A 24797-nucleotide genomic window follows, 5' to 3' on the forward strand; every position below is an offset into this window, starting at 1 on the left:
GCGGCCTGCCGTCAGCGCGTCCCGAAGGTTTCGGCGGCGCGCCGCCGGCTGATCCAGCCGAGCGACAGGCCGCGCACGCCGAGGAAGATCAGGAGGGCCAGCCAGAGCCCGTGATTGCCGAAGGCCGGCATCAGCAGCGCCCAGGCCGCCAGATAGACGACCAGCGACAGAAGCATCATGTTGCGCATGTCGCGCGACCAGGTGGCGCCGATGAAGACGCCGTCCATCTGGAAGGCCAGCACGCCGGCCAGCGGCGTCAGCGCCGCCCAGACGAGATAGACGCGCGCCGTCTCGGCCACCGCGGCCGCCGACGTCATCAGGGCCAGCAGCGCCGGGCCTGCCGCCCAGAGCGTGGCGCTGACCAGTCCGGCGAGGGCGAAGCCCCAGACGGCCGTCAGCACCAGGGCGCGATCGTAGATCTCGCGCCGGCGGGCGCCGACCGCCCGGCCGACGAAGGTCTCGGCCGCTGCCGCGAACCCGTCCAGGAAGTAGCCGCCGAACAGGAAGAACTTCTCCAGGATGGCGTTGGCGGCCAGCACCAGGTCGCCCTGCAGCGCGCTCTGCCGGGTAAAGAAGGCGAAGGCGGCAAGCAGCACGAAGGAGCGGATCATGATGTCGCGGTTGGTGCCGAGCATGGCGAGGACGGCGGGACGGTCGATCACCCGCGCCCAACCCGGCCAAGCCGAGCGGTCCCGTGTCCGGGCCAGCAAGGCGAGCCCGAGCGCGACCGTGACCGCATCGGCGGCGACCGCCGCCCAAGCCGCACCGGCCACGCCCCAGCCGGCCCCGAGCACCAGTCCGACCGCGACCGCCACATTGACGCCGTTGAGCACCGTCTGCAGGAAGAGCCCGGCGCCGGCCCGGCCGAGCCCGAGCAGCCAGCCGAACAGCGCGAAATTGGCCAGCACCAGCGGGGCGCCGAGGAGGCGGATCAGCACATAGGTGGCCATCGCCTCCATCACCGCCGGGCTGCCGCCGAAGATCGCCCGTCCGGCCCATGCCGCGGCCGGGGCCGCCAGCATCATCAGGAGGCCCGCGAGCCCGGCGAGGACCAGCGCGCGCATAAGCGTCGCGAGCATCTCCGGCCGATCGCTGCGGCCGACCGCCTGCGCGGTCAGGCCCGTCGTGCCGGACCGAAGGAAATTGAAGGTGGTGAAGCCGACATCGCAGATCACCGAGCCGATCGCCACGCCGCCGATCAGGGCCGGGTCGCCGAGGCGCCCGACCACCGCCATGTCGACCAGGCCGACCAGGGGCGTGGTCATGTAGCCGAGCGTCATCGGCACCGCGATGGCGAGAACGGCCCGATGGTCGGGCGCCCGGAGGTCCGGCGAGCTGGATTCGGGTGGGTGCGGGATGGCGCTGGACGTCATGGCGGCGACCTTTGCGGCAGGTCCGCCGATCCGGCAAGCCCCGGCCGTCTCATGGCTGGCTGCCGCCCATGCATCGCCGACAGACCGGAAAGTCGGACCGGCCTTTTCCCGACGCGACCGTTCCGCCGGCGCGTCGCGCACGATAGACTCCCGCTATGCTGCCGATCGTGCACAATCCCCACTACGATGCGGAATTTCCGCCCGGCCACCGCTTCCCGATGGCCAAGTTCCGGCGCATCGCCGAGATCCTGGTCGAGGACGGACTGGCGGCGGCCGGCGCGTTCCACGTCCCGGCTGAGGCGCCGGCCGGCTGGATCGGGCTCGCCCATGATCCGGCCTATGTCGACCAGGTCTTCGGCGCCGCGGTGCCCGACCGGATCGCGCGCGAAATCGGCTTTGCCATGACGCCGCGCGTCGCCCGGCGCGCCCGCACGGCCTCCGCCGGCACCGTCATGACCGGCCGGCTCGCGCTCGAATTCGGGCTCGCCTGCAACACCGCCGGCGGCAGCCACCATGCCCGGCGCGAGCAGGGGTCCGGCTTCTGCGTCTTCAACGATGTCGCGGTGGCGATCCGCGTGCTCCAGGCCGACGGCCTGATCGGGCGCGCGCTGGTGGTCGATCTCGACGTGCACCAGGGCGACGGCACCGCGGCGATCTTCGCCGGCGACGGGTCCGTCTTCACGCTCTCGATGCATGCCGAGCGCAACTTCCCGGCCCGCAAGGTCCCCTCCGACCTCGACATCGGCCTGGCCGACGACACCTCCGACGAGGCCTATCTGGCGGCCCTGACGGCCGCACTGCCCGATGCGATCGACCGGCACCGGCCGGACATCGTCTTCTACAATGCCGGCGTCGACCCGCATGTCGAAGATCGGCTCGGCCGGCTGGCGCTGTCGGATGCCGGCCTCGCCGAGCGCGACCGGCGGGTGATCGGGACCGTGCGCGATCGGGGGCTGCCGCTCGCCTGCGTGCTGGGCGGCGGCTATCAGGACGATATCGACCGGCTGGCGCGCCTGCACACCATCATCCACCGCGTTGCGCGAGAGTTCGTCTGATCCCGGAGCCCACGGCGGAGCCGCCATGGCATCGCCCGATCGGAGCGGCCGCCGCAGTCAGGCCTTGCTCTGGCGGCGGCCTGTCCGCCGCGCCTCGCGAAGGCGGTGCTGCCAGCCCCAAAGGCCCAGCACGGCCAGGGCGGCCAGGCCCGAAAGCACCAGCGGCCGGGTCAGGATCGGGGTCAGGATGGTGGTGACTGCGAAATGGCTGTCGCTGCCGAGTTCGATCACGCGGTTCTTGAAATTCACGATCGCGCCGCCGACCGCACCGGCAAGGTCGATGCCGGCCGTATGGCTGAGCATGCGGACCGCGCCAACCATGACGGCCACGAACAGGATGGATCGGAAGGACGTCTTCGATTCCGACATGGCGGCGGATCAGCGCGGTCCGCGGCCGACCGCGAGCAGTCGCGAGACCAGCCAGATCGGCACGACCACGATGGCGCCCCAGATCAGATACTGGCCGACGGACCGGAAGGCGCCCAGGCCGAGCCGCGAGATCGCGTCGACCAGGCCTTCGACCGCGTCGAGCACGCCCTGCACCAGCCGCATCGGATGCAGACCGAGGGTGGCCAGCACGAACCCGACCACGATCGACAGGAAGGCCAGCCATAGCAGCGTCCTCAGCGGCGGGCCGCCGAGAAAGCGTTCGATCGGGTTTGCCATGTCGTGCCTCCGGAGATTTCCGACGGAGGCATAGCACGCCCGTTCGGGGCGGGTCGAGGCGCCCGGTTCCGGGCCGTCCGGCCGACGGGCTGCCGGGTGACCCGGGCGGCGGCGGGAGAGGGGCGGCGGCGGGGCGTTCGGCCGCCGCCGCCCGGCTGACGGTCAGTCGGCCGAGAGCAGGCCCGTGCGCGAGACGATGCCGGCGAGCGCACCGCCGATCAGCGGGGCGACGATATAGAGCCAGAGCTGGCCGAGCGCGCCGGCGCCGGCAAACAGGGCCGGGCCGAAGGCACGGGCCGGATTGAGCGAATTGCCCGAGACCGGGATAAAGGCCATGTGCAGGATGGCCAGCGTCAGGCCGATCACCAGGCCGGCCAGGATGGTGGTGTGCTTCGGATGGGTGACGCCCAGGATCACGGTGACGAACACGAAGGTCGCCACGACCTCGATCACGAAGGCGGAGGTCATCGAGAAGCCCTTGACCGGATCCCAGCCATTCTGACCGAAGCCGAGCGTGGCCACATCATAGCCACCCGCCTTGCCGGAGACGGCCAGGAGCAGCACCACCGACGCGAGGGTCGCACCGACCAGCTGCGCGATGATGTAGGGGATCACGTCCGCGACGGACATGCGGCCGGCCAGGAAGGCTCCGACCGTCACCGCCGGGTTGAGATGGGCGCCGGAAACCGGACCGATCGAATAGGCCGCCGCCGTCACGGCGAGGCCGAAGCACAGGCCGATGCCGACCTGACCCAGCGGCAGGACGCCGCCGAGGCCGCCGGCCACCACCGAACCGACGCCGATGAAGACCAGAATGAATGTGCCGACCACTTCGGCGATATACTTTTTCATGGTTGAAGTTCCCCAGCTGAACCGGCTCCGCTGGAACCGGGGCGACGATACTCAACCAAGTTTCTGCATGCGTGCAATCCCGGATCACAGGGAAGCGCGGCCGGCGGCAGCATTTCCCCGGATATGGGAGCCATGCAGCGCCGTTTCACGCCAGTTTGGTGGCCAGAGTGCCGGTCAGGGCCTTGCCGATCAGGATCCGCGTCTCCGCGACGCCATAAAGCGCCACGAAGGACCCGAATCGGGGGCCGCGCTCCTGACCGATCAGGACCTGGTAGAGGCTGGCGAAGAACTCCTGCGACACGCCGGGTCGTCCGTCGGGGCCGAGCTTCTTGGCGTCCGGGAAATGCGTGCGGCCGACATCGTAGACGGCAGCCTGGATGGCGTCGCCGTCCGGGGCTGCCGGCAGGGTGCCGAGGGCGGCATCCAGCGCTTCCAGAGCCGCCCGCTCGGTCGCGGTCGGCGCGCGGAACACCTTGCCGGGCTTCACGAAATCGTGGAAGTAGCGGATCGCGTAGCCGACCAGCCGGTCGAGCTCGGGATTGCTCGCCGGCGTCGCGCCGGGGGCGTAGCGCGACAGGAAGCCCCACAGCACGCCGCGATCCTCGGCATTCGAGGCCGAGACCAGATTGAGCAGCATCGTGAAGGAGATCGAGCTCGACGGGGCATTGCCGGACGTGCCGCCGATCCGCTCCGGCTCCGGCGGCAGGCCGGAATGGATGTGCCAGACCGGATTGCCGAGCTGCTGCTCGAGCGGCTGGCGGCGGTAGGCCTCCAGGAACTGATAGTATTCGTCGACATTCTTCGGGATCACGTCGAAATAGAGCCGCTTGGCCGCCTTCGGCTCGCGGAACATGAACAGCGACAGGCTCTCCGGCGAGGCATAGGACAGCCATTCGTCGATGGTCAGGCCGTTGCCCTTGGACTTGGAGATCTTCTGGCCTTGGTCGTCGAGGAAGAGCTCGTAGTTGAAGCCCTCCGGCGGACGCTCGCCGAGCACCCGGCAGATCTGCCCGGAGATGCGGACGTTGTCGATGTGATCCTTGCCGGACATCTCGTAGTCGACGCCGAGCGCCGCCCAGCGCAAGGCCCAGTCGGGCTTCCACTGCGCCTTGGCGCCGCCGCCGGTGACCGGGGTCTCAAAGCGTTCGCCGTTGTCCGGATCGGTCCAGACGACGGTGCCGCGCGCGACGTTGCGTTCCTCGATCGGCACCTGCATGACCACGCCGGTCTTCGGATGGACCGGCAGGAAGGGCGCATAGGTGCGGCGCCGCTCCTCGCGCAGGGTCGGAAGCATGATCGCCATGACGTCGTCGTAGCGCTCCAGCATGACGAGCAGCTTCTCGTCGAGCCGGCCGGCCGCGTAGTAGTCGGTGGCGCTGGCGAACTCGTAGGTGAAGCCGAAGGCGTCCAGGAAGCCGCGCAGGCGGGCATTGTTGTGATGGCCGAAGCTGTCATGGGTGCCGAACGGGTCGGGCACGCGGGTCAGCGGCTTGCCGAGATGGCCGCGCAGGAGATCCTGGTTCGGCACATTGTCGGGCACCTTACGCATGCCGTCCATGTCGTCGGAGAAGCACAGGAGCCGGGTCGGCACCCGGTCGCCGGTCAGCACCCGGAAGGCATGCAGCACCATGGTGGTGCGCGCGACCTCGCCGAAGGTGCCGATATGCGGCAGTCCCGACGGCCCATAGCCGGTCTCGAACAGGACCTCGCCCTTGCCGGTCTTCTCCAGGCGGGCAACGATCTTGCGCGCCTCCTCGAAGGGCCAGGCCTTGGATTTCGCCGCCGCCTCGATCAGGGCCGGGGTGAGATCGAGAGCGAGCGGGCGCGGGGCGGTCATGGCAACGGCTTTCTGTCGATGGGCGTGCGGCCGGCCGGATCGACCGGATCCGGCCGCGCAGGGCGGCGCTGTCGCTCCGGAGCCGGCGGCCGGCCGGGAGGGGCCGTGTCGGCGCGGAGCGCAGCGCTCGTTTGGTTTGCGGTCTGGCCGATCCGCGACGGACCGGCCGATCCGCGGGCGAAGGCCCGCCCCGGATCGCGCGCGACACTAAGGTCGGCCTCCGGACACGTCAATCACGCCGGATTCACGCCGACCCTTGCGGCGCGCGCGCGCCGGACCTAGCTTCCGACCCCCGCCGGACCCTCGGCGCCCGAGAGGATACGATGACAGACCAGCCGACCATCCAGGAAGCCCTCGTCCATGTGATGATGACGACCTGCGTCGCCGATCGCGACATGGCCCATGTCGAATTGACCGCCATCCGCATGCTGGTCGATCGCATGCCGGTCTTCGCCGGATTCGATCCCGCCCGCCTGGTTCCGATCGCCCAGGCGACCGCGCGCACGCTGGCCGAGGATAACGGGCTCGACGTGATCATCGAGATGGCCAAGGCGGCGCTGCCGGCCCGGCTCTACGAGACCGCCTATGCGCTCGCCGTCGAAGTCGCCTCCGCCGACGTGGTCGCCCGCCAGGAAGAACTGCGCCTCCTGGAAATGCTGCGCGATGCTCTCGAAGTCCCCATGCTCGCCGCGGCCGCCATCGAACACAGCGCCCGCGTCCGCTACCGCCGGCTCTGAGGCCGGGAGCGGTTCGTCGGGGATTTCCGCTTGGGAGGGCCGAAGGTGGGATGACGCGGGAGAAACGAGGATTTCCCGACGCATCCCCAGGTTCCGCAGGGCGCGTCGCGCCTCTCGCGGCGCTTCGCCGCGATTCCTCGGGAGGATTGACGATCTCGCGGCATATCCCCGGCCGGAGCGTCAGCGGAGAGCCGGGGCCCACTCTCATCCCGACTTGCCGCAGGACATTGCGTTGACGCGTGATCTTGACGCCGCTGCGGTGCGAGTGGGTCCCGGATCGGCGGCCCTCCGGGCCTTGTCCGGGATTGCGGTTTGGGAGGGATGGCGAGGAACGGGATGCTGCAGGCGGGTACCGCATCTCGCAGGACGCTACCGCGGCGCTTCGCCGCGATACCTCGGGAGGATTGTCGATCTCGCGGCGCATCCCCGGCCGGAGCGCCAGCGGAGAGCCGGGGCCTACTCCCTTCCCGACTTGCCGCAGGACACTGCGTTGACGCGTGATCTTGACGCCGCTGCGATGCGAGTGGGTCCCGGATCGGCGGCCCTCCGGGCCTTGTCCGGGATTGCGGTTTCGGGGGGTGGCGGCGGAGGGGGCAAATCCACCGGAAAATCGCGGCTTGCCGGTCGATTGCTCGATCCGGTCACGGTCTCGTGATCGGGGGCCCGGCATCTGAACGGTTTCTGAACCGGGCGTTCGGGTCGGGTGCATGGGCGGGGGCCTAGTCTCAAACCATCGAACGACGGGGCCTGACCCGCCCCACCCCCTGAGAGCCCAGACCGAACCCCGAATTCAAGGAGCCCGCCATGTTCGCCAAGATCGCCGCCGCCGCCCTTGCCGTCGCCCTCGTCGCCGGCGCCTCCGTCTCCACCGCCTCGCAGGCCGAAGCCAAGGGAGGCGCCTTCGTGGCCGGCCTCGTCGGCGGCGCCATCATCGGCGGTGCGCTGGCCTCGCAGGCCTATGCGCCCGGCTACTACGCCCCCGGCTACTATGCTCCGGCGCCGGTCTACGCGCCGACCTGCTACAAGGTCTGGGCCTACGACTCCTGGGGCAACCCCTACAAGACCAAGGTCTGCAACTGAGCGGACCGCGGTCAAATCTGACGGCACTGCTTCCCCTGATCTTCCTGCCCTCCCCTTCCTCCCCCAAGTGCACCTTCAGGCCCGGCCGACCGCCGGGCCTTTTCTTTGCGTTCCCGGCGACGCAATCGGCCGGACCGCGGCCTCCGCTTCGCCTGCATGGCGTGCCTCGGGGCACCGCCATCGGCGTCGATCTCACGTATCCGGCCTTTCATCGATCAAATATTCATTCTATTATATTCAACTGTTCGCATGACGGGAGGATGGCATGACGGCATTCAACGTCGTACGCTTCAAGACAAAGCCCGGAATGGAGCGCGAGTTTATTGATGCACATACGAATGCATCGATGGATGTCAAAGGCTTCCGGCGATTTTCACTGATCTCGACCGGCCCGGCCGCCTTCTGCGTGATCGGGGAATGGGACGATCTGGACAGCCTGGCTGCGGCACGCCCCACCATGATCGGCCTGCTCAACAGCTTTCGCCACACGCTCGAGGATCTGGGCAACGGTCTCGGCGTCACCGATCCGGTGTCCGGGCCGGCCTTGCTTGAATTGAGGCCGTAGCGACCGCCGGGTTCACGCCGTCTCCATTGCCTCGGCCACGATGGCGTCGGCGGCCTCGCGCAGCAGCGTCTCGTCGGCCTCGCCGGGGACGCGCTCCTTGCCGATTTCCAGCATGATCGGCACGGCCAGGGGCGAAATGCGGTCGAGCCGCTTGAGGACCGTGTGGCCCTTGATGCGGGCCAGCATCGCGCCGACCCGGCCGAGATCGATCAGGCCGGCGGAGGCGTCCGCCCAGGTCGCGCGCAGCAGGATGTGGTCCGGCTCGTGGCTGCGCAGCACGTCGTAGACCAGGTCGGTCGAGACGGTGACCTGGCGGCCGCTCTTCTCCTTGCCGGGATGGCGCCGCTCGACCAGGCCGGCAATGACCGCATTGGTGCGGAAGGTGCGTTTCAGGAGATAGCTGTCGGCCATCCAGGCTTCGAGATCGTCGCCGAGCATGTCCTCGTCGAACAGCGTGCCGAGCGACGGCTGCCCGTCCGCGAACAGCCGGCCGAGATCCTCGACCGCCCAGATGCCGAGCGCATAGTCGGTCGCCACGAAGCCGATCGGACGGGCGCGGAAGCGCTCCAGGCGCCGCGTCAGCAGCATGCCGAGGGTCTGGTGGGCGAGCCGGCCCTCGAACGGATAGGCGACCATGTAGTGCCGGCCGCCGCGCGGGAAGGTCTCGACCAGCAGTTCGTCGCGCTTCGGCAGCACCGAGCGAAGCTTCTGGATCGCCAGCCATTCGCCGACCTGGTCGGGCAGCCGCCCCCAGGCGGACGGGTCGGCCAGCATGCGGCGCACCTGATCGGCCAGATAGGTGGAGAGCGGGAACTTGCCGCCGGCATAGGCCGGGATGCGCGGGCTCTCGTCCCGGGTGCGCGTGACCAGCGCCTCGTTCTCGCGGATCGTCTCGAAGCGCAGCACCTCGCCGCCGAACAGGAAGGTGTCGCCCTTGGCGAGCGTCTCGAAGAAGAACTCCTCCATCTCGCCGAGCACCCGCCCGCCGCGTGCCGGCGTGCCGCCCGAGACCTTCGAGACCAGCCGGACTTTCAGCATCGGCATTTCGACGATGGTGCCGACATTGAGCCGCCAGCCTTGCGCGATGTCGGGCGAGGCGACCCGCCAGAGCCCGTCCTTGCGCCGCCGGATCTTGGCATAGCGCTCGTAGACCTTGAGCGCGTAGCCGCCAGTCGCGACATAGTCGACGACCCGGTCGAAGGTGGCGCGATCGAGCGCTCGGTACGGATAGGCGGAGGTCACCTCGGCATGGAGATCGTCGTCGGCGAAGGGGGCGGCGACCGCCATGCCGAGCACATGCTGGGCGAGCACGTCGAGCGCGCCGGGGCGGATCGGCGGGGTGTCCTGGTCGCCGAGATAGTTGGCGTCGAGCGCCGCGCGGCATTCCAGCACCTCGAAGCGGTTGGCGGGCACCAACAGCGCGCGGCTCGGCTCGTCGAGCCGGTGGTTGGCGCGGCCGATGCGCTGGGCGAGCCGGCTCGCCCCCTTCGGCGCACCGACATGGATGACCAGATCGACATCGCCCCAGTCGATGCCGAGATCGAGCGTCGAGGTCGCCACCACGGCGTCGAGCGCGCCCGCCGCCATCGCGGCCTCGACACGCCGCCGCTGCGCGACATCGAGCGAGCCGTGATGCAGCGCGATTCTGAGCGTGTCCTCGTTGATGGTCCAGAGCTCCTGGAACACCATCTCGGCCTGGCTGCGCGTGTTGACGAAGATCAGCGTGGTCTTCGCCGATTTGATCGCCGCATAGATCTCCCCCATGGCGTAGCGCGCCGAATGGCCGGCCCAGGGGATGCGCTCTGCCGATTCCAGGATGCGGATGTCGGGCCTGGCGCCGCCCTCGAGTCTCACGATGTCGGCCGGCGGCGTGGCGCCGTCCTGCGCGACCAGCCAGGCGGCCAGTTCGTCCGGATTGGCGACCGTCGCCGACAGGCCGACCGTGCGCAGGCCCGGCGCCAGCTTGCGCAGACGGGCGAGGCCCAGCGCCAAGAGGTCGCCGCGCTTCGACGTGACCAGGGCATGCAGCTCGTCGAAGATCACCGTCTTCAGGCCGCCGAACAGGTCCTCCGCCTCGCGCGCGGCGACCAGCAGCGCGATCTGTTCGGGCGTGGTCATCAGGATGTCGGGCGGATCGGATTTCTGACGCTGGCGCTTGTGGGCGGGGGTGTCGCCGGTGCGGGTTTCGACCGTCACGTCCAGGCCCATCTCGGCGATCGGCCGCTCGACATTGCGCGCCACGTCGACGGCGAGCGCCTTGAGGGGCGAGACATAGAGCGTGTGGATGCCGCGCCGGCCGACGGTCCGGCCCCGGGCGGTCAGCCGGGCAGCGCGCGGCGTGCCGGCGAGATCGATCAGGCTCGGCAGGAAGCCGGCCAGCGTCTTGCCGGCGCCGGTCGGCGCGACCAGGAGCACGGGGCGGTCGGCCCACGCGCGGGCGATCAGGTCGAGCTGGTGCGGCCGCGCCGTCCAGCCGCGCGCCGCGAACCAGGCGGCGAAACGCGGCGGCAGCAGGGGATCGGGATCATGGGTGTCGGACGGGGCGCTCACGCCATGAGAGGTAGCGCCGGCCCGGCCCGAGCGGAAGGGCGAGCGAACATTCCGATACCACCTCTCGGGACGCTCCCGCCTCGCGGGCAGGTCCCGGAGCGTTGCGCGGTTTTTTGCACCATCCCGCACCGCATTCCCGGCCGGAGCCGTAGGCGGAGAGCCGGGACCCACTCTGCCGTCAACAGTCCGTTCGGACCTGTTTTAATTGATGGTCTTGACGCCGCAGAGATCATAATGGACCCCGGATCGGCGGCCCTGCGGGCCTTGTCCGGGGATGCGCTGAGAGATTGCGGCAGGGGCTCCAACATCGGACCTTCCACTGCCCACTGCCCACTGCCCACTCCCGAATCCGCACTGCCCCGCGCCCGCGGGAATGATGCCCCGAAGGGCCGCATTCCCGGCCGGAGCGCCAGCGGAGAGCCGGGACCCACTCTGTTGGCGACCTGTCGCAAGACTTTGATATAAATGGCGATCCCGACGCCCGCTGCGCTGCGAATGGGCCCCGGATCGGCGGCCCTGCGGGCCTTGTCCGGGGATGCGACCGCTCACGCCGACGGGGGCGCAGGGACGGGGGCACGGGGCTGACGCCGCGATGATCGGTGGCGGCCGAGCGCTTTCGAAAAGGTCTGCCCGGACAGGGAAAACCCTGCCCGGGACGGCATGATCCGGCCGCAGGCCGAGGCTTCCGATCAGTTGCAGTCCCACCACTCGAAGGGCTGGCCATACATGTCCTGGCGGACGCTGCGGGTGCAGTTGCCGGAATGATTGCGCTGGCGGGGTGCCTGCACATAGCCGGGACCCGGCGGCGCGTAGTAGTAGCCCGGCTGATAGTAGCCGTAGGGGCCATAGGCACCATAGGCGCCCGCCGCCAGCGCGCCGCCGACCACCACGCCAGCCGCCGCGCCGGCCCAGACGCCGCCATGGCGGTGCCACGGACGGGCGTCGGCCGAGGACACCACGAGGGTCGAAGCCAGGGCTGCCAGAACGGCCGCTGCTGCGATCTTTTTCATGTTTGCTACTCCAGTTCGGTCCAGCCGCCGCCTTCGGAAAGAAAGGCGGTCGGCTGCATCGCTGCCGGAACAAGTCTCCAGGGCCGGAAATCGTTCATTCACAAGGCCGTGACTTATGATTTGATAATCATAAGTATGAACATTTGCATCTATTTCCGGTCCGCTTCATGGACCGGCAGGACCTCTATGGGCATGAAATGTCATGCACGGCATGAACACAATCTTCCGGGTCAGGACACGGCGAGAGGTCTGGCGTGGCGTCGTCGGCATCACGCTGATCTGCATCGTCGCTGCGACCGCCGCGGTGCTGCTGTCGGTCTGGATGATCACCGGCTCCCTGCGCATGGCCCTGGTATTCATGCCGCCGGCCGTCCTGATCCCGCTCGCCATCGCGCCCCCGGTCAGTTGGTTCGCCATGTCGATCGTCCGCTTGCTGACCCAGACGATCGAGCGCGTCGATGCCTATGTCCGGCTCGACACCCTGACAGGCGTCCTGTCGCGCGCCGTCCTGCTCGACCAGGCGCGCGAGGCGCTGCCGCGGGGCGGCAGTTTCCTGATGGTCGATGCCGATCACTTCAAGGCGATCAACGACACCTACGGCCACACGGTTGGCGACGAGGCGCTGAAGCGGATCGCCGAGGTGCTGCGTCGGGCCGCACCCGTCGATGCCCTGGTCGGCCGGCTCGGCGGCGAGGAGTTCGGCATCTTCCTGCCCGGGATGGACGCGGCCGAGGCGACAGCGACCGCCGAAACCCTGTGCCGGGCGATGCGCGAGCAGGGCCGCCGGGTCGCCGGCCACGACCTCGCCCTGACGATCAGCCTCGGCGGCGCCGCACACCAGGCGGCCGACACGCTGGAGGCGACCATGAAGCGCGCCGACATCGCGCTCTACCATGCCAAGCGCGCCGGCCGGGACCGGGTCCATATCGCCGCCGCCACCGAGACCATGCCGGCCCCGCGCGTTCGGCCGAAAATCGCGTCGGCCTGACCCTCAGGATCAGCGAGCCAGGACAGCCAGCAGTCCGCGGATCGTCTCGCCGCGGTCGCGGCGCAGGTCGACAGCATCGAGCGCGACCGGCACAAGGCCGGCCGCGGCGGCGCCGGCGACGACATGCTCGCGGCCATGGCCGTAGCGCAGGCTGTCGCGCAGCCGGTAGCCCGGAGCGCCGGTCGCCTCGTCCCATTCGACCGTGAAGGCGAGCAGTCCGCCCGGCGCCATCGCCCGCGCAGCCGCGGCGAGAACCGGATGCAGGTCGCCCAGATAGCAGAAGACATCGGCTGCCAGCACGAGATCGAGCGTGCCCGGCGCGCGCGCCGCCAGGGCTTCGACGACATCGCCGACCGCGAGGTCGTCATAGAGCCCCTTGGCCAGGGCGCGCGCGACCATGCGCTCGGAGAGATCGACCCCGTCGATCCGGTCGACCCGGTCGCGGACCGCCTCGGCCATCAGCCCGGTGCCGCAGCCGAGATCGAGCGCGGCGGCGAAGCGCCGGCCCGGTGCCGTTGCGGCGAGCGCCGCCGCGATGGCCGCCGGCGCGCGGTAGCCGAGCCGGCCGACCAGCGCTGCATCGAAATCCTCGGCATAGCCGTCGAACAGCGCGCGGACATAGCCGGCCGGCGGCGCGGCGGGGCTGGTGCCAGCCAGCCGGGCGGCATGGAGCGCGGCGCCGAGCCGGTCCTCGGGATCGAGTTCGGCCGCCCGGGCGAAGGCCGCTGCGGCGCCGTCCCGGTCGCCGGCCTCGGCGCGGGCGCGGCCGAGCGCGAACCAGGCGGCGACCCAGTGCGGCGCGATCTCCAGCGCCTGGGCGTAGAGATCGGCGGCGCCCGCCGCATCGCCGGCCTCGGCCAGTGCCTCGGCATAGTCGTAGCGACGGTCGGCGATCAGGTCGCCGGAGGAGAGGAAGGTGGTCTGCATGGGGCGATCCGCGTGGGGCTTCCTGATAGACCGGCCCCGGCGCCGAGGAAAGCCGCAGCGCGCTGCTGACGCGGCCGGTACGCCACCCTACATTCTGGCCCGATGCCCGTCGCCGCCGATCTCCTCACCCTCACCCCCGCCGGGCTCTACTGCCCGCGCGGCGGCTTTCACATCGACCCGGTCCGCCCCGTCGACCGGGCGCTGATCACCCACGGCCATTCCGACCATGCCCGCTCGGGCCACGGCGCCGTGCTGGCGACGCCGGAGACGCTGGCCATCATGGCGGTGCGCTACGGCGAGAATTTCGCCGGCACCACCGAGGCCGCCGGGCTCGGCCGGCCGATCCGCATCGGTGACCTAGCCGTCACCTTCCATCCGGCCGGCCATGTGCTCGGCTCCGCCCAGATCGCGCTTGAAGCCGGCGGCGCCCGCATCGTCGTCTCCGGCGACTACAAGCGCCAGCGCGACCCGACCTGCAGCCCGTTCGAGCCCGTCGCCTGCGATGTCTTCGTCACCGAGGCGACCTTCGGGCTGCCGGTGTTCCGCCATCCGGACGCGCGCGGCGAGGCGGACAAACTCATCGGCTCGCTCGCCCTCTTCCCCGACCGGCCGCATCTGGTCGGCGCCTATGCGCTCGGCAAGGCGCAACGCATGATCGCGCTTTTGCGCGAGGCCGGCTATGACGACACGATCTTCCTGCACGGCGCGCTGGAGCGGCTGTGCCAATTCTACGAGAGCCGCGGCATCGAACTCGGTCCGCTCGATCCGGTGCGCGGGCTGAAGCCGAAAGATCTGGCCGGCCGCATCGTGCTCTGCCCGCCCGGCTCGATGGCCGATCTCTGGTCGCGCCGGCTCGGCGATCCGGTCACGGCCTTCGCGTCCGGCTGGATGCGGGTCAGGGCGCGCGCCCGCCAGCGCGGCGTCGAACTGCCGCTGATCGTCTCCGACCATGCCGACTGGGACGACCTGACCGCGACCATCGAGGAGACCGGCGCCGGCGAGGTCTGGGTCACCCACGGCGCCGAGGAGGCCCTGGTCCACTGGTGCCGCCAGCGCGGCCTCGATGCCCGCCCGCTGAACCTGCTCGGCTATGGCGACGAGGGCGAGGCCGAACCGGAGGGATCGCCGGCCGCCGAGGCTGCGCCCGGCGCAGAGGTTGGTTCCGCCGGCGACAGCGGGGCGGCGGCATGAACCGCTTTGCCCAACTGCTCGACCGGCTCGCCTATGAGCCGCGGCGCAATGCCAAGATCGCCCTGATGGCGGACTATTTCCGCCATGTGCCCGATCCCGAGCGCGGCTATGCGCTGGCCGCGCTGACCGGGTCGCTCGGCTTTGCCGAGGCCAAGCCCGGGCTGGTTCGGGCGCTGATCGCGGAGCGCACCGACCCGGTCCTGTTCGGCCTCTCCTACGATTTCGTCGGCGATCTCTCCGAGACCGTCGCGCTGATGTGGCCTGCCCCGGAGACGCGGCCGAACGCGGTGCCGAGCCTCGCCGAGGTGGTCGAGACGCTCGCGGAGACCGCGAAGCGCGACCTTCCGGCGATCCTGGCACACTGGCTCGACGCGCTCGACGAGGCCGGCCGCTGGGCCTGCCTGAAGCTGATCACCGGGGGCCTGCGCGTCGGCGTCTCGGCGCGGCTCGCCAAGACGGCGGTCGCCCAGCTCGGCGCGATCGAGCCGGACGAGGTCGAGCATGTCTGGCACGGGCTGGCGGTGCCCTATCTCGACCTCTTCGCCTGGGTCGAGGGACGCGGGCCGCGGCCGGAAAGCGACGACCCGGCGCCGTTCCGGCCGGCCATGCTGGCGCACGCGGTCGAGGACGGCGATTTCGACCGGCTCGACCCGGCCGATTTCGTCGCCGAATGGAAATGGGACGGCATCCGCGTCCAGGCCGCCGCGGGCCTCAGCCTGGAGACCCGCCGGCACCGGCGCCGGCTCTACAGCCGCACCGGCGAGGATATCGGCGCCGCCTTCCCGGACCTGCTCGAGGCGCTCGATTTCGACGCCGCCATCGACGGCGAACTCCTGGTGCTGGTCGACGGCCGGGTGCAGAGCTTCAACGTGCTGCAACAGCGGCTGAACCGGAAGACGGTGACGCCGCGCATGCTGGTCGAGCAGCCGGCCCATATCCGCGCCTACGACCTGCTGGTCGAGGCCGGCGAGGACCTGCGCGCCCTGCCCTTCGCAGCCCGGCGCGCGCGGCTGGAGCGTTTCATCGCCCGCACCGGCCATCCGCGGCTCGACATCTCGCCGATGATCCCGTTCTCAAGCTGGGAGGCCCTGGCCGAGGCGCGCGCCGATCCGGCCGCCGCCGGGGCCGGGCCGGATGCCGAGGCGGTCGAGGGCGTCATGCTGAAGCGGCAGGACAGCGCCTATCTGCCCGGCCGGCCAAAGGGCCTCTGGTACAAGTGGAAGCGCGACCCGCGCGTGGTCGACGCGGTGCTGATGTATGCCCAGCGCGGCCACGGCAAGCGCTCGTCCTTCTATTCCGATTTCACCTTCGGGGTCTGGCGCGGCACCGGGGCCGCCGCCGAACTGGTGCCGGTCGGCAAGGCCTATTTCGGCTTCACCGACCAGGAGTTGACCGAACTCGACCGCTTCGTCCGCCGCCACACGATCAACCGCTTCGGTCCCGTGCGCGAGGTGCAACACGACGCATCGGTCGGGCTGGTGCTGGAGGTCGCCTTCGAGGGGCTCGGTCGCTCGACGCGGCACAAGTCCGGCGTCGCCATGCGGTTTCCCCGCATCAGCCGCATCCGCTGGGACAAGCCACCCGCCGAAGCCGACCGGATCGAGGTGCTGGAAGCCATGCTGCGCTCGGCCGCCCCCGCCGATGAGGATTGACGCGGACCGATCCAGGCGGCCACGCGGCCCGGAACACGCCCCGCCCGGTCAATCGGCCGGGGTCGGCGCGGCGGCCGCCCACAGGCCGAGGCCGGCGCGGCGGGCTTCCGTCTCGTCGGCGCCGAGATCGTCGCCGGCCGCCTTGGCCCAGCCCTGGCGCACCAGCCAGCGGCCGACATCCTCGCTGCCGAGCCGGCAGGGCGACACGAAGTCGCCCTCGCGCGCGCCCTCCGGCACCGTGCATTGCAGCCCGCGCCCGCGGACGAAGGCGCGCAAGGCCACCGCGGCGCGCGCGCCGCAGGGCCAGTCCTGACCGGTTGCGTCGCGGCAGGTCTCATCCGACGCCGGCGCCGTGATGCCGGCGAGGCGCACGCGCACGTCGCCGGCCCGGACCACGCCGGCCGACTCGACCAGGATCGGGCGCAGCACGCGCAGCTTCGGGGGGCCGAGCGGCTTTCTGACCGGTTCACGTGCGGGCAGCCGCTCCAGCGGCCCGGTCACGGCCGGCGGCGGCGTCACGCCCGGCGGGGTGACGTTGCGCACGTCGACCGGCCCTTCCGGGGCGACCAACACCGGCCCCCGCAAGCCGGCCGACGAGGCTGCCGGCGTGGGTGGCCGCACCGTACCGACCGCCGTCGGGCCCGCCGTGCCGGAGACCTCGGGCGCGACGGACATGGCAGTGCCGGCCGGTCCCGGCGGCCTGGCGGTGCCGCCGGGAAGGTCGGTCGCGACCGTGCCGGTCCCGGCGCCGCGCGTGCCGGGCATGGCCGGCGGATCGATCACGGCCGTTGCTGGCACCGTCACGGATCGGGATATCCCGGGCTGCGGCGGCTGGGCACCGCGATCCAAACCGAAATAGAGCATCGCCGCGCCGATCGGGACCAGGCCGGCGGTCGCGCCGATCAGGGCGAGACGGGCGACCCGGGTCATTGGCTGGCCCATACGATCCGGGCGAGCCAGGCGATCTCCGTCAGGGCCAGCCGCTCGGAGCCCGGCGAATCCGTGGCCGCGACCTCGACGGAGCGCTTGGTGCGGCGCAGGAAGATGCGGGCGGTCAAGGTCCCGTCCGGGGTCTGGATCAGCACGCGATCACCGCGCCGGATTTCGATGTCGGGGCGTACGATGATCACATCGCCGTCGCGGTAGAGCGGCTGCATTCCCGAGCCGGCGACTTCGATCGCGAAGAGCGGATCCTCCGGTGCCGCCGGAAAGGCGACCGCGTCCCAGCCCGTCCCGGTCGGCCGCCCGCCGGGGTCGAAGAAGCCGGGCGCACTGGCCTCGCGGGCGTCGATGAACGGCACCGTGCGGGCCGGGACGGCATAGTCAGGTCCTTCGCGGCCTTCGACCAGCCCGACGAATTCGTCGAAGCGCGCGCCGACCGCCTGCAGCACCTTGGCGATCGACTCGGTGGACGGCCAGCGAGGCCGGCCATCGCCGCCGTGGCGCTTCGACCGGTTGAAGGTGGTCGGATCGAGCCCCGCCAGCCGGGCCAGACCCGACGGCGTCAGGCCTTGGCGCGCCGCGAAAGCATCGATCGCGCTCCAGACACGTTCGTGCGTGATCGGGGGGACCGGCTCGCGCGTCATCGAATCTGGCCCTGCGACGAGAAAAATTCGTCTGCGTCCAACGAATACTTCTGGATTATTGTCTTGTCCAGATTTAAACGCATAGGTTGTATATCGTCTGTGGATAAGGAAGAGTGGCACCGCGTCCATCGGCCCAGCCTTGCGGCGCGGAAGTCCCATCGCTACACGGAAAGTCCGCGGCCGCACACCGGCACGGCGGTCCCCGCCGCCGGATCCGTATACCCGCGCGGATGGGACGATTCCGGAATGTCCGACAAAATCTTCAAGATTGCGAATGCGGCGGCGTGGACCGCAGCCGAGGCGCTCGGCCGGTTCGACGGCGCGCCGGTCGATCTGGCCGACGGCTATATCCACCTGTCGACGCGCGCCCAGGTTGCAGAGACCGCCGCGCGGCATTTCGCCGGACAGGCCGATCTGGTCCTGGTTGCCGTCGATCCGGCGTCTCTCGGCGCCGCCCTGCGCTACGAACCTTCGCGCGGAGGCCAGTTGTTTCCCCATCTCTACGGCCACCTGCCGCTGTCCGCCGTCGCCTGGACCGCGCCGCTGCCGCTCGGACCCGACGGCCGCCACCTCTTTCCGGAGTTCGACCGGTGACCCTCTACGGCCTTGCGCGCCCGGCGCTGTTCCGGATCGATGCCGAAACCGCCCACGGGCTGACCCTCAAGGCCCTCGCCACCGGCCTGGTGCCGGCTTGCGTGCCGGCCGACCCGCGCCTTGCGGTCAACCGGCTCGGCCTCGCCTTCCCGAACCCGATCGGGATCGCCGCCGGTTTCGACAAGAACGGCGAGGTGCCGGACGCGATTCTCAGGATCGGCTTCGGCTTTGCCGAAGTCGGCACGGTGACGCCGCAACCGCAGGCCGGCAATCCCAAACCGCGCGTCTTCCGCCTGCCGCGCGACCGGGCCGTGATCAATCGGCTGGGCTTCAACAACCAGGGCCATGCGGCGCTCCGGGCCCGGCTCATCGACCGGCGCGGGCGCGGCGGCATCGTCGGCGTCAATATCGGCGCCAACAAGGACACGGTCGACCGCGCCGCCGACTATGTCGCCGGCATCGAGGCCTTTGCCGACCTGGCGTCCTACTTCACCGTCAACATCTCGTCGCCCAATACCGTCGGCCTGCGTGATCTGCAGGCGCGGGCCGCGCTCGGCGACCTGCTGGCCCGCACGCTGGCCGCGCGCGACGACGCCGCAACGCGCCACGGTCGCCGGGTCCCGGTGCTGCTCAAGATCGCCCCCGATCTCGATGCGCATGGCCTCGAGGACGTGGCAGCCGAAGCGCTCGACAAGAAGGTCGACGGAATCATCGTCTCCAACACGACCTTGTCGCGGGAGCATCTGGTCGAGCCGGCCGCGCGCGAGACCGGCGGCCTGTCCGGCCGCCCCCTGTTCCTTCGGTCGACCGCGATGCTGGCGCGCATGCGGCTGATGGTCGGCCCCGACATGGTGCTCGTCGGCGTCGGCGGGGTCGACAGCGCCGAGACCGCCTTCGCCAAGATCACGGCAGGCGCCGATCTGGTGCAGATCTATACCGGCCTCGTCTACGAGGGGCCGGGCCTCGTCCGATCGATCCTCGACGGCCTCGCCCGGCAGGTCCGGCGCGACCGGCTCGGCTCGATCGCCGAGGCGGTCGGCAGCGAGGCGCGCCGCTGGGCTGAAGCGGCGGGGTAGGGCGCGGCCTGCAGGTCACGGCAGCGGGGCCGGTCCCGGTCCCGGTCCCGGCCGGCGACCGAGACCTCTGCGCACCGTTTCGGCAGGACCGCATTCTTTCCGCGCAGATTTGCCGAAAATTCGCCGCGCCGCCCGGGCACGTGATCGAATATCAAGACTTTCATGGCGTGATGCTTCAAAGCGACGGCGTTGGTGGCGGCGCCGGCCGGCGACGGACCGGCAGGACCCGCCGGCGAGGCCGTCTTGCCCGGGACGTGCGGGCGGAAAAGTGGAGGAGAGGGTGCAGCTCTACCTGCCGATCGCCGAACTGCCCGTGAACATGTTCATGATCTTCGGCATGGGCGCGGCGGTCGGGTTCCTGTCCGGCCTGTTCGGCGTCGGGGGCGGCTTCCTGCTGACCCCGCTGCTAGTCTTCTCCGGCATCCAGCCGGCCGTGGCGGTGGCGACGGTGACCAGTCAGATCGTCGCCTCCTCGGCCTCCGGCGCGCTCGCCTACTGGCGGCGCAAGTCGATCGACTGGAAGCTCGCGCTGTTCCTGCTCGCCGGCGGTGTCGTCGGCACGGTGTTCGGCGTCCTGGTGTTCCGGCTGCTGCGCACGATCGGCCAGCTCGATGTGGTGATCGGCCTCTGCTACGTCGTCTTCCTCGGCGGCATCGGCATGCTGATGGTGATCGAGAGCGTCCGCTTCATGATCGCCGCACGCCGCGAGGCCGCGCCGGAGCCGCGCAAGCTTCGCCAGCACGGCTGGATCCATGGGCTGCCGTTCAAGGTCCGCTTCCAGCGCTCGCGCCTCTACATCTCGGCCATTCCGATCCTGGCGCTCGGCGTGTTCATCGGCTTCCTCGGCACGCTGCTCGGCATCGGCGGCGGCTTCATCATGGTGCCGGCCCTGATCTATCTCCTGAAGGTGCCGACCACGGTCGTGATCGGAACCTCGCTCGTCCAGATCCTCGGCACCATGGCGGTTGCCACCATCCTGCAGGCCTATTCGAACCAGTCGGTCGACGCGGTGCTGGCCCTGATCCTGATGGTCGGCGGCGTCATCGGCGCGCAGTTCGGCGCCCAGGTCGGCTCGCGCCTGCGCGGCGAACAGTTGCGCGCGCTGCTCGGGCTTCTCATCCTGGCGGTCGGGGTGCGTTTCGCCATCGATCTCGTCGTGACGCCGCAAGAGCCGTTTTCGATCGCCCCGCTGGTCTCCGGAGCTGCGCCGTGAGAGCCTTGCAGGTCGCCATCGTCCTCGCCGGCGCCATCCTGGCCTGCATCCCCGCCGCGCGCGCCGAAACCCTGGTGGTGGCGACCTCGACCGGCACGGTCAACATCGCCTCGAACTTCTCCGGCACCGACATCACCGTCTTCGGGTCGATCGAACGCGACCGGGCGACGGTCTCGCGGGCCTCGGAATACCAGATCGCCGTGCAGGTCTTCGGTCCGGGCGAAACCGTCGTGACGCGGCGCAAGCAGCGCGGCTTCGGCGTCTGGGTGAATCGCGACAGCCGCACCTATGTCGATGTGCCGAGCTTCTATGCGACGCTGACCACCGGAACGATCGACCAGATCGGCCCGCCCGAAACCCTGAGGCGGCACCAGGTCGGCCTGGAGCACCTGATACTGCCCGAGCGTTCGACCGGCTCCCCGGACGATCCGGCGCCGGGCGATCCGGACTTCCGCGCCGGCTTCCTGCGCCTCAAGCTGCATGCCGGGCTCTATCGGGAGTTGCCCGGTGCGGTCACCTTCCTGAGCCCGACGCTGTTTCGCGCCACCATCCCGCTGCCGGCCAACGTGCCGGTCGGCCGGTTCCGAATCCAGGTCGGACTGTTCCAGGAAGGCGTCTCGCTGGCCCAGCACACCTCGGCGGTGGTGGTCTCCAAGACGGGATTCGAACAGTTCATGTTCGACCTCGCCTTCACCCGACCCCTGCTCTATGGCCTCGGGACCGTCGTGCTGGCGCTGCTGACCGGCTGGTTCGCGGGCATCATTTTCCGCCGGGATTGAAGCACACCCGATTTCCAAAACCATTTACCTAACGTTATTGCATCCGTCGGCATTTTACCTGAAGTAAAATTTCAGGAGAATGCGGATGAACGGGATTTCTGTCGGTGCCCTGTTGCGCGGTGCGTTCGGCATTCTGGCGGCAGTCCTCCTGACATTCTCGGCCGTGGCCGCCTGGAATGCCTGGTCGGATCTCGCCCGGGCGGATCGGCTCGCCAAGGCCACGCGGGCGTCCGCAGCCCTGTTCACGGCGCTCCACAACGAACGGCTCGACCGCCCCGGGACCCAGAACGAACTGCTGTCCGAGCAGACCCGGACCGAATTCAGCAAGTTGACGACCAGTTCCCGCATCGCGGTCATGAATGCGCTGGCGACGGCTCTCCCGCTGCTGGACGCGCTCGACTTCGAGGGCAAGACCAAGAGCCTGCCGGAATTGCAGCGCCTGCAGAGCCAGCTTGCCGCCCTGCAGGCCGAAAGCCTTGCCGCCATCGCCAAGCCGAAGGCGGAGCGGCGGGCCGGTCTGGCGCAGGACTACGTGGCTGCCGCCAGCGCGCTGATCGATCTCCTCGGCAAGGTGTCGGTCGATATCGCCGGCGCGGTCGATCTCGACGATCCCTTCATCGACCGTCTGTTCACCATCAAGCAGACCGCCTGGGTCCTGCGCAGTACGGCCGGTGACGGCGCGCTTCTCCTGGTCGGCGGGCTCCAGAACCGCCCGGTCGGCGATGATGCGCCGATCCGCCACCGTGAGGCTCTCGCGCGCAGCCAGGGCCTCTGGTCGATCCTGCGCGATCTCACCGCTGGGCTGCCCGCCGATCCGATGCTGACGGACGCTCTCGCCAAGGTCGATGCTGGCTATTTCGAGAAGGACTTCCAGGCCGACGAGCGGCGCCTGCTGGCGACCGTCGCATCCGGCGGCAAGGCCCACCTGTCCTATGACGATTGGAATGCCCGCATCGTGCCGCGGCTTGCCGGCATCGTGCAGGTCGCCGACGCGGCTCTCGCCGCGGCGTTGCGCCGCTCGGAGGCGAAGGCCGGCGAGGCGCGCCTCTGGCTCGCCATCGATCTCGCCGGCGTTGCGCTGGCGTTTCTGCTGACCGGCGCCATCCTGCTGGCGGTATCGCGCCGCGTCACCACCCCGCTCGCCGCGATCCGCGATCGGATGGCGGCTCTTGCCGGCGGCGATCTCTCCGTCGAGGCTCCCTATGCCGATCGCCAGGACGAGATCGGCGCTCTGAGCCGGACCATGGCGACCTTCCGCGATGCCATGCGCCGCGCCGAAGAGTTGCGCCGCGAGCGCACCGAGCAGGAGGCGCGGGCGGCCCAGCAGCGCCGCCAGGAGCTGCATGCGCTGGCCGAACGGTTCGAATCCGCGGTCGGCGGGGTCGTCAGCACGGTCGCCTCCGCGGCGACGCAGTTGCAGGCCTCCTCCCGCATCCTGTCGGATGCCTCGGAGCGCACCGCCCAGGAATCGAGTGCCGTTGCGGCGGCAACCGGCCAGGCCTCGGCCAATGTAACCTCCGCGGCCGGCGCCGCCGAGGAACTGTCCGGTTCGGTCACCGAGATCGCCCGGCAGGTGTCGCAGTCGGCCGAGATCGCCGCCCGCGCCGTCAGCGAGGCGAAGCAGACCAATGCGCATGTCGAAGGGCTTGCCCGGGCTGCCGACCGGATCGGCTCGATCGTCGGCCTGATCAACAGCATCGCGGGCCAGACCAACCTGCTCGCCCTCAATGCGACGATCGAGGCGGCGCGGGCCGGGGAAGCCGGCCGCGGCTTCGCGGTGGTCGCCGCCGAGGTCAAGCAACTCGCCGACCAGACCGCCAAGGCCACCGCAGAGATCGGCGGGCAGGTCGACGCCATCCAGGCGTCGACCGGCGCCACCGCACGGGCGATCGAAGGCATCGGCGGCACGATTGAGACGATGAGCGGGATCGCCAGCCAGATCGCCACCGCAGTCGAGGCCCAGGGCCAGGCGACCGAGGACATTGCCCGCAGCGTCAACGGCGTGGCCCGCGACACCAACGCGGTGGCGCACGGGATCGGCTCGGTCACGACAGCCGCGTCCGAATCCCGCAAGGCCTCTGCGGAGGTGCTTCGCGCCTCGGCGGAACTGGGCCGCGAGGCCGAGGTGCTGCGCAGCGAGGTGCAGAAATTCCTCGCCACCGTCCGCGCCGCCTGATCGCGCCGGCTCAATCCGGCGCGAGGTGTCGCCGCGGGAAGCTGTAGACGCGGCCGTCGCCGACCAGGTGGGCGACGAGGCTCTGCGGGTCCAGAAGGCCGCGATAGGCCCGGTCGAGCAGATTGAGCCCGCCCGTCAAGGCCCCGAAGGCCGGCAGGATCAGCCGCCGGCCGTCGGTCGCGAAACAGCGCCGGCGCACCGACTTCGGCCGCAGCAGGACGCGCGCGGCCGGATGCAGATGTCCGGCGATCTCGCCGGGTTCCGCCGCCGCGGCGGGTTCGTGGCGGAACAGGAGCGGCCCCATGGCGACCTGTTCGACGACGGTCCCGCCGATCTCGCCGCGCAGCGCACGGTCATGATTGCCGGCAACCCAGACCCAGTCGCGGCCCACCTGCAGCGCCGCGATCCGCTGCCGTGCCTCCGCGGCGATCCGCTCCAACGCAAAGGGATCGTGGAAGGCGTCGCCGAGCGAAATCACGCAGGCGGGGTTCAAGGCGGCGATCAGACGGCCCAGACGGTCGAGCGTGACGGCGGTATCGTAGGGCGGCAGCAGGGACCCGCGCCGGGCCAGTGACGAGGCCTTCTCGAAATGCAGGTCGGCGACCACCAGCGTCGCCGCCTCCGGCCACCACAGGGCACCGTCGGGCAGCAGTTTCAGCTCCGTCCCGCAAAAGACCACCCCGGCGGCTCCGGCGGCCGGATCCTGGGCCGTCACGGCGGCATCCGGGCTGCGGGCACCCCGAACCGCGGCATCGCCGGCAGGGTCGTCACGGTCGAGGGCGGCGGCGAATCGCATGGTGTGATCCTGCCAGATCCGATGGCCCGCCGCGACGCTCGAATTCACGGTCTGTTCCCGATGACCGGCAGGCGGCGCAAGTCCGGCCGGCAGC

23 protein-coding genes are annotated in these 24797 nt (G+C 70.3%); 12 read left to right on the forward strand and 11 right to left on the reverse strand.

Annotation, left to right across the window (positions count from 1 at the left end; translation table 11 throughout):
* Positions 1-11: 11 nt before the first annotated feature.
* A complete protein-coding gene (locus tag KL771_RS21415) occupies positions 12-1373 on the reverse strand; it encodes an MATE family efflux transporter (protein ID WP_261970542.1) in 1362 nt (453 codons plus the stop codon).
* 155 nt (positions 1374-1528) lie between these two features.
* Here KL771_RS21415 and KL771_RS21420 point away from each other — a divergent pair, with 155 nt between their 5' ends.
* On the forward strand, positions 1529-2428 hold the full coding sequence (locus tag KL771_RS21420) for a histone deacetylase family protein (protein ID WP_261970543.1): 900 nt from the start codon (positions 1529-1531) through the stop codon (positions 2426-2428).
* A gap of 57 nt (positions 2429-2485) precedes the next feature.
* On the opposite strand, the gene KL771_RS21425 is transcribed toward KL771_RS21420, so the two are convergent.
* The 4 genes from KL771_RS21425 to KL771_RS21440 all read right to left on the reverse strand — a co-directional run bounded on the left by KL771_RS21425 (position 2486) and on the right by KL771_RS21440 (position 5783).
* Positions 2486-2797, reverse strand: coding sequence for a hypothetical protein (locus KL771_RS21425; protein WP_261970544.1), 312 nt, complete (start codon positions 2795-2797; stop codon positions 2486-2488).
* Positions 2798-2806: 9 nt separating this feature from the next.
* Entirely contained in the window at positions 2807-3094 is a 288-nt protein-coding gene (locus KL771_RS21430) for a DUF6460 domain-containing protein (protein ID WP_261970545.1), read from the reverse strand.
* A 162-nt stretch (positions 3095-3256) separates the two neighbouring features.
* Positions 3257-3946 (reverse strand): MIP family channel protein, encoded by a 690-nt coding sequence (locus tag KL771_RS21435; RefSeq protein WP_261970546.1) that lies wholly within the window; start codon positions 3944-3946, stop codon positions 3257-3259.
* 145 nt (positions 3947-4091) lie between these two features.
* Entirely contained in the window at positions 4092-5783 is a 1692-nt protein-coding gene (locus tag KL771_RS21440; protein ID WP_261970547.1) for a lysine--tRNA ligase, read from the reverse strand.
* A gap of 323 nt (positions 5784-6106) precedes the next feature.
* Between KL771_RS21440 and KL771_RS21445 the strand changes: the two genes are divergently transcribed.
* The 3 genes from KL771_RS21445 to KL771_RS21455 all read left to right on the forward strand — a co-directional run bounded on the left by KL771_RS21445 (position 6107) and on the right by KL771_RS21455 (position 8165).
* On the forward strand, positions 6107-6520 hold the full coding sequence (locus KL771_RS21445; protein ID WP_261970548.1) for a tellurite resistance TerB family protein: 414 nt from the start codon (positions 6107-6109) through the stop codon (positions 6518-6520).
* An 804-nt stretch (positions 6521-7324) separates the two neighbouring features.
* On the forward strand, positions 7325-7600 hold the full coding sequence (locus tag KL771_RS21450) for a hypothetical protein (RefSeq protein ID WP_261970549.1): 276 nt from the start codon (positions 7325-7327) through the stop codon (positions 7598-7600).
* Positions 7601-7865: 265 nt separating this feature from the next.
* Positions 7866-8165, forward strand: a complete 300-nt coding sequence (locus tag KL771_RS21455) for an antibiotic biosynthesis monooxygenase (protein WP_261970550.1) — start codon at positions 7866-7868, stop codon at positions 8163-8165.
* Positions 8166-8177: 12 nt separating this feature from the next.
* On the opposite strand, the gene KL771_RS21460 is transcribed toward KL771_RS21455, so the two are convergent.
* Positions 8178-10715 (reverse strand): ligase-associated DNA damage response DEXH box helicase, encoded by a 2538-nt coding sequence (locus KL771_RS21460; protein ID WP_261970551.1) that lies wholly within the window; start codon positions 10713-10715, stop codon positions 8178-8180.
* Positions 10716-11404: 689 nt separating this feature from the next.
* A complete protein-coding gene (locus KL771_RS21465; RefSeq protein WP_261970552.1) occupies positions 11405-11725 on the reverse strand; it encodes a hypothetical protein in 321 nt (106 codons plus the stop codon).
* A 211-nt stretch (positions 11726-11936) separates the two neighbouring features.
* Between KL771_RS21465 and KL771_RS21470 the strand changes: the two genes are divergently transcribed.
* Positions 11937-12713: a GGDEF domain-containing protein gene (locus KL771_RS21470; protein ID WP_261970553.1), complete on the forward strand. Its 777-nt coding sequence runs from the start codon at positions 11937-11939 to the stop codon at positions 12711-12713.
* Positions 12714-12722: 9 nt separating this feature from the next.
* Here KL771_RS21470 and KL771_RS21475 read toward each other — a convergent pair whose 3' ends face one another.
* Positions 12723-13640 (reverse strand): class I SAM-dependent DNA methyltransferase, encoded by a 918-nt coding sequence (locus tag KL771_RS21475; protein ID WP_261970554.1) that lies wholly within the window; start codon positions 13638-13640, stop codon positions 12723-12725.
* A 102-nt stretch (positions 13641-13742) separates the two neighbouring features.
* Between KL771_RS21475 and KL771_RS21480 the strand changes: the two genes are divergently transcribed.
* Positions 13743-14831 (forward strand): ligase-associated DNA damage response exonuclease, encoded by a 1089-nt coding sequence (locus tag KL771_RS21480; RefSeq protein WP_261970555.1) that lies wholly within the window; start codon positions 13743-13745, stop codon positions 14829-14831.
* Positions 14828-16483 (forward strand): cisplatin damage response ATP-dependent DNA ligase, encoded by a 1656-nt coding sequence (locus tag KL771_RS21485; protein ID WP_261970556.1) that lies wholly within the window; start codon positions 14828-14830, stop codon positions 16481-16483. Before KL771_RS21480 ends, KL771_RS21485 begins: the two co-directional genes overlap by 4 nt.
* A 48-nt stretch (positions 16484-16531) precedes the next feature.
* On the opposite strand, the gene KL771_RS21490 is transcribed toward KL771_RS21485, so the two are convergent.
* On the reverse strand, positions 16532-17413 hold the full coding sequence (locus KL771_RS21490) for a thermonuclease family protein (RefSeq protein ID WP_261970557.1): 882 nt from the start codon (positions 17411-17413) through the stop codon (positions 16532-16534).
* The gene (locus KL771_RS21495) at positions 17410-18198 is read right to left on the reverse strand and encodes a S24 family peptidase (protein ID WP_261970558.1); all 789 of its coding nucleotides are present in this window, start codon (positions 18196-18198) and stop codon (positions 17410-17412) included. The genes KL771_RS21490 and KL771_RS21495 overlap by 4 nt, the downstream gene beginning before the upstream one ends.
* Positions 18199-18315: 117 nt before the next feature.
* On the opposite strand from KL771_RS21495, the gene KL771_RS21500 reads away from it, so the two are divergent.
* The 5 genes from KL771_RS21500 (at position 18316) to KL771_RS21520 (ending at position 23907) form a co-directional block, all read left to right on the forward strand.
* Positions 18316-18663: a DUF952 domain-containing protein gene (locus KL771_RS21500; RefSeq protein WP_261970559.1), complete on the forward strand. Its 348-nt coding sequence runs from the start codon at positions 18316-18318 to the stop codon at positions 18661-18663.
* Positions 18660-19739, forward strand: coding sequence for a quinone-dependent dihydroorotate dehydrogenase (locus tag KL771_RS21505; RefSeq protein ID WP_261970560.1), 1080 nt, complete (start codon positions 18660-18662; stop codon positions 19737-19739). The genes KL771_RS21500 and KL771_RS21505 overlap by 4 nt, the downstream gene beginning before the upstream one ends.
* A gap of 280 nt (positions 19740-20019) precedes the next feature.
* Positions 20020-20952 (forward strand): sulfite exporter TauE/SafE family protein, encoded by a 933-nt coding sequence (locus KL771_RS21510; protein WP_261970561.1) that lies wholly within the window; start codon positions 20020-20022, stop codon positions 20950-20952.
* Positions 20949-21731: a TIGR02186 family protein gene (locus KL771_RS21515; protein ID WP_261970562.1), complete on the forward strand. Its 783-nt coding sequence runs from the start codon at positions 20949-20951 to the stop codon at positions 21729-21731. Before KL771_RS21510 ends, KL771_RS21515 begins: the two co-directional genes overlap by 4 nt.
* An 85-nt stretch (positions 21732-21816) precedes the next feature.
* On the forward strand, positions 21817-23907 hold the full coding sequence (locus KL771_RS21520; protein WP_261970563.1) for a methyl-accepting chemotaxis protein: 2091 nt from the start codon (positions 21817-21819) through the stop codon (positions 23905-23907).
* A gap of 10 nt (positions 23908-23917) precedes the next feature.
* Here the strand turns inward: KL771_RS21520 and pdeM are convergent, their stop codons facing one another.
* The gene (gene pdeM / locus KL771_RS21525; protein ID WP_261970564.1) at positions 23918-24703 is read right to left on the reverse strand and encodes a ligase-associated DNA damage response endonuclease PdeM; all 786 of its coding nucleotides are present in this window, start codon (positions 24701-24703) and stop codon (positions 23918-23920) included.
* Positions 24704-24797 lie beyond the last annotated feature (94 nt).

It is taken from the genome of Prosthecodimorpha staleyi, assembly GCF_018729455.1.
GTDB classification, from domain to species: Bacteria; Pseudomonadota; Alphaproteobacteria; order Rhizobiales; family Ancalomicrobiaceae; genus Prosthecodimorpha; species Prosthecodimorpha staleyi.

What these genes read in the sequence shown, in the direction of transcription:
- KL771_RS21415 (WP_261970542.1), bottom strand. Translation starts at nt 1,373, where the DNA reads ATGACGTCCAGCGCCATCCCGCACCCACCCGAATCCAGCTCGCCGGAC.
- KL771_RS21420 (WP_261970543.1), top strand. Translation starts at nt 1,529, where the DNA reads ATGCTGCCGATCGTGCACAATCCCCACTACGATGCGGAATTTCCGCCC.
- KL771_RS21425 (WP_261970544.1), bottom strand. Translation starts at nt 2,797, where the DNA reads ATGTCGGAATCGAAGACGTCCTTCCGATCCATCCTGTTCGTGGCCGTC.
- KL771_RS21430 (WP_261970545.1), bottom strand. Translation starts at nt 3,094, where the DNA reads ATGGCAAACCCGATCGAACGCTTTCTCGGCGGCCCGCCGCTGAGGACG.
- KL771_RS21435 (WP_261970546.1), bottom strand. Translation starts at nt 3,946, where the DNA reads ATGAAAAAGTATATCGCCGAAGTGGTCGGCACATTCATTCTGGTCTTC.
- KL771_RS21440 (WP_261970547.1), bottom strand. Translation starts at nt 5,783, where the DNA reads ATGACCGCCCCGCGCCCGCTCGCTCTCGATCTCACCCCGGCCCTGATC.
- KL771_RS21445 (WP_261970548.1), top strand. Translation starts at nt 6,107, where the DNA reads ATGACAGACCAGCCGACCATCCAGGAAGCCCTCGTCCATGTGATGATG.
- KL771_RS21450 (WP_261970549.1), top strand. Translation starts at nt 7,325, where the DNA reads ATGTTCGCCAAGATCGCCGCCGCCGCCCTTGCCGTCGCCCTCGTCGCC.
- KL771_RS21455 (WP_261970550.1), top strand. Translation starts at nt 7,866, where the DNA reads ATGACGGCATTCAACGTCGTACGCTTCAAGACAAAGCCCGGAATGGAG.
- KL771_RS21465 (WP_261970552.1), bottom strand. Translation starts at nt 11,725, where the DNA reads ATGAAAAAGATCGCAGCAGCGGCCGTTCTGGCAGCCCTGGCTTCGACC.
- KL771_RS21470 (WP_261970553.1), top strand. Translation starts at nt 11,937, where the DNA reads ATGAACACAATCTTCCGGGTCAGGACACGGCGAGAGGTCTGGCGTGGC.
- KL771_RS21475 (WP_261970554.1), bottom strand. Translation starts at nt 13,640, where the DNA reads ATGCAGACCACCTTCCTCTCCTCCGGCGACCTGATCGCCGACCGTCGC.
- KL771_RS21480 (WP_261970555.1), top strand. Translation starts at nt 13,743, where the DNA reads ATGCCCGTCGCCGCCGATCTCCTCACCCTCACCCCCGCCGGGCTCTAC.
- KL771_RS21485 (WP_261970556.1), top strand. Translation starts at nt 14,828, where the DNA reads ATGAACCGCTTTGCCCAACTGCTCGACCGGCTCGCCTATGAGCCGCGG.
- KL771_RS21490 (WP_261970557.1), bottom strand. Translation starts at nt 17,413, where the DNA reads ATGACCCGGGTCGCCCGTCTCGCCCTGATCGGCGCGACCGCCGGCCTG.
- KL771_RS21495 (WP_261970558.1), bottom strand. Translation starts at nt 18,198, where the DNA reads ATGGACGCGGTGCCACTCTTCCTTATCCACAGACGATATACAACCTAT.
- KL771_RS21500 (WP_261970559.1), top strand. Translation starts at nt 18,316, where the DNA reads ATGTCCGACAAAATCTTCAAGATTGCGAATGCGGCGGCGTGGACCGCA.
- KL771_RS21520 (WP_261970563.1), top strand. Translation starts at nt 21,817, where the DNA reads ATGAACGGGATTTCTGTCGGTGCCCTGTTGCGCGGTGCGTTCGGCATT.
- pdeM (WP_261970564.1), bottom strand. Translation starts at nt 24,703, where the DNA reads ATGCGATTCGCCGCCGCCCTCGACCGTGACGACCCTGCCGGCGATGCC.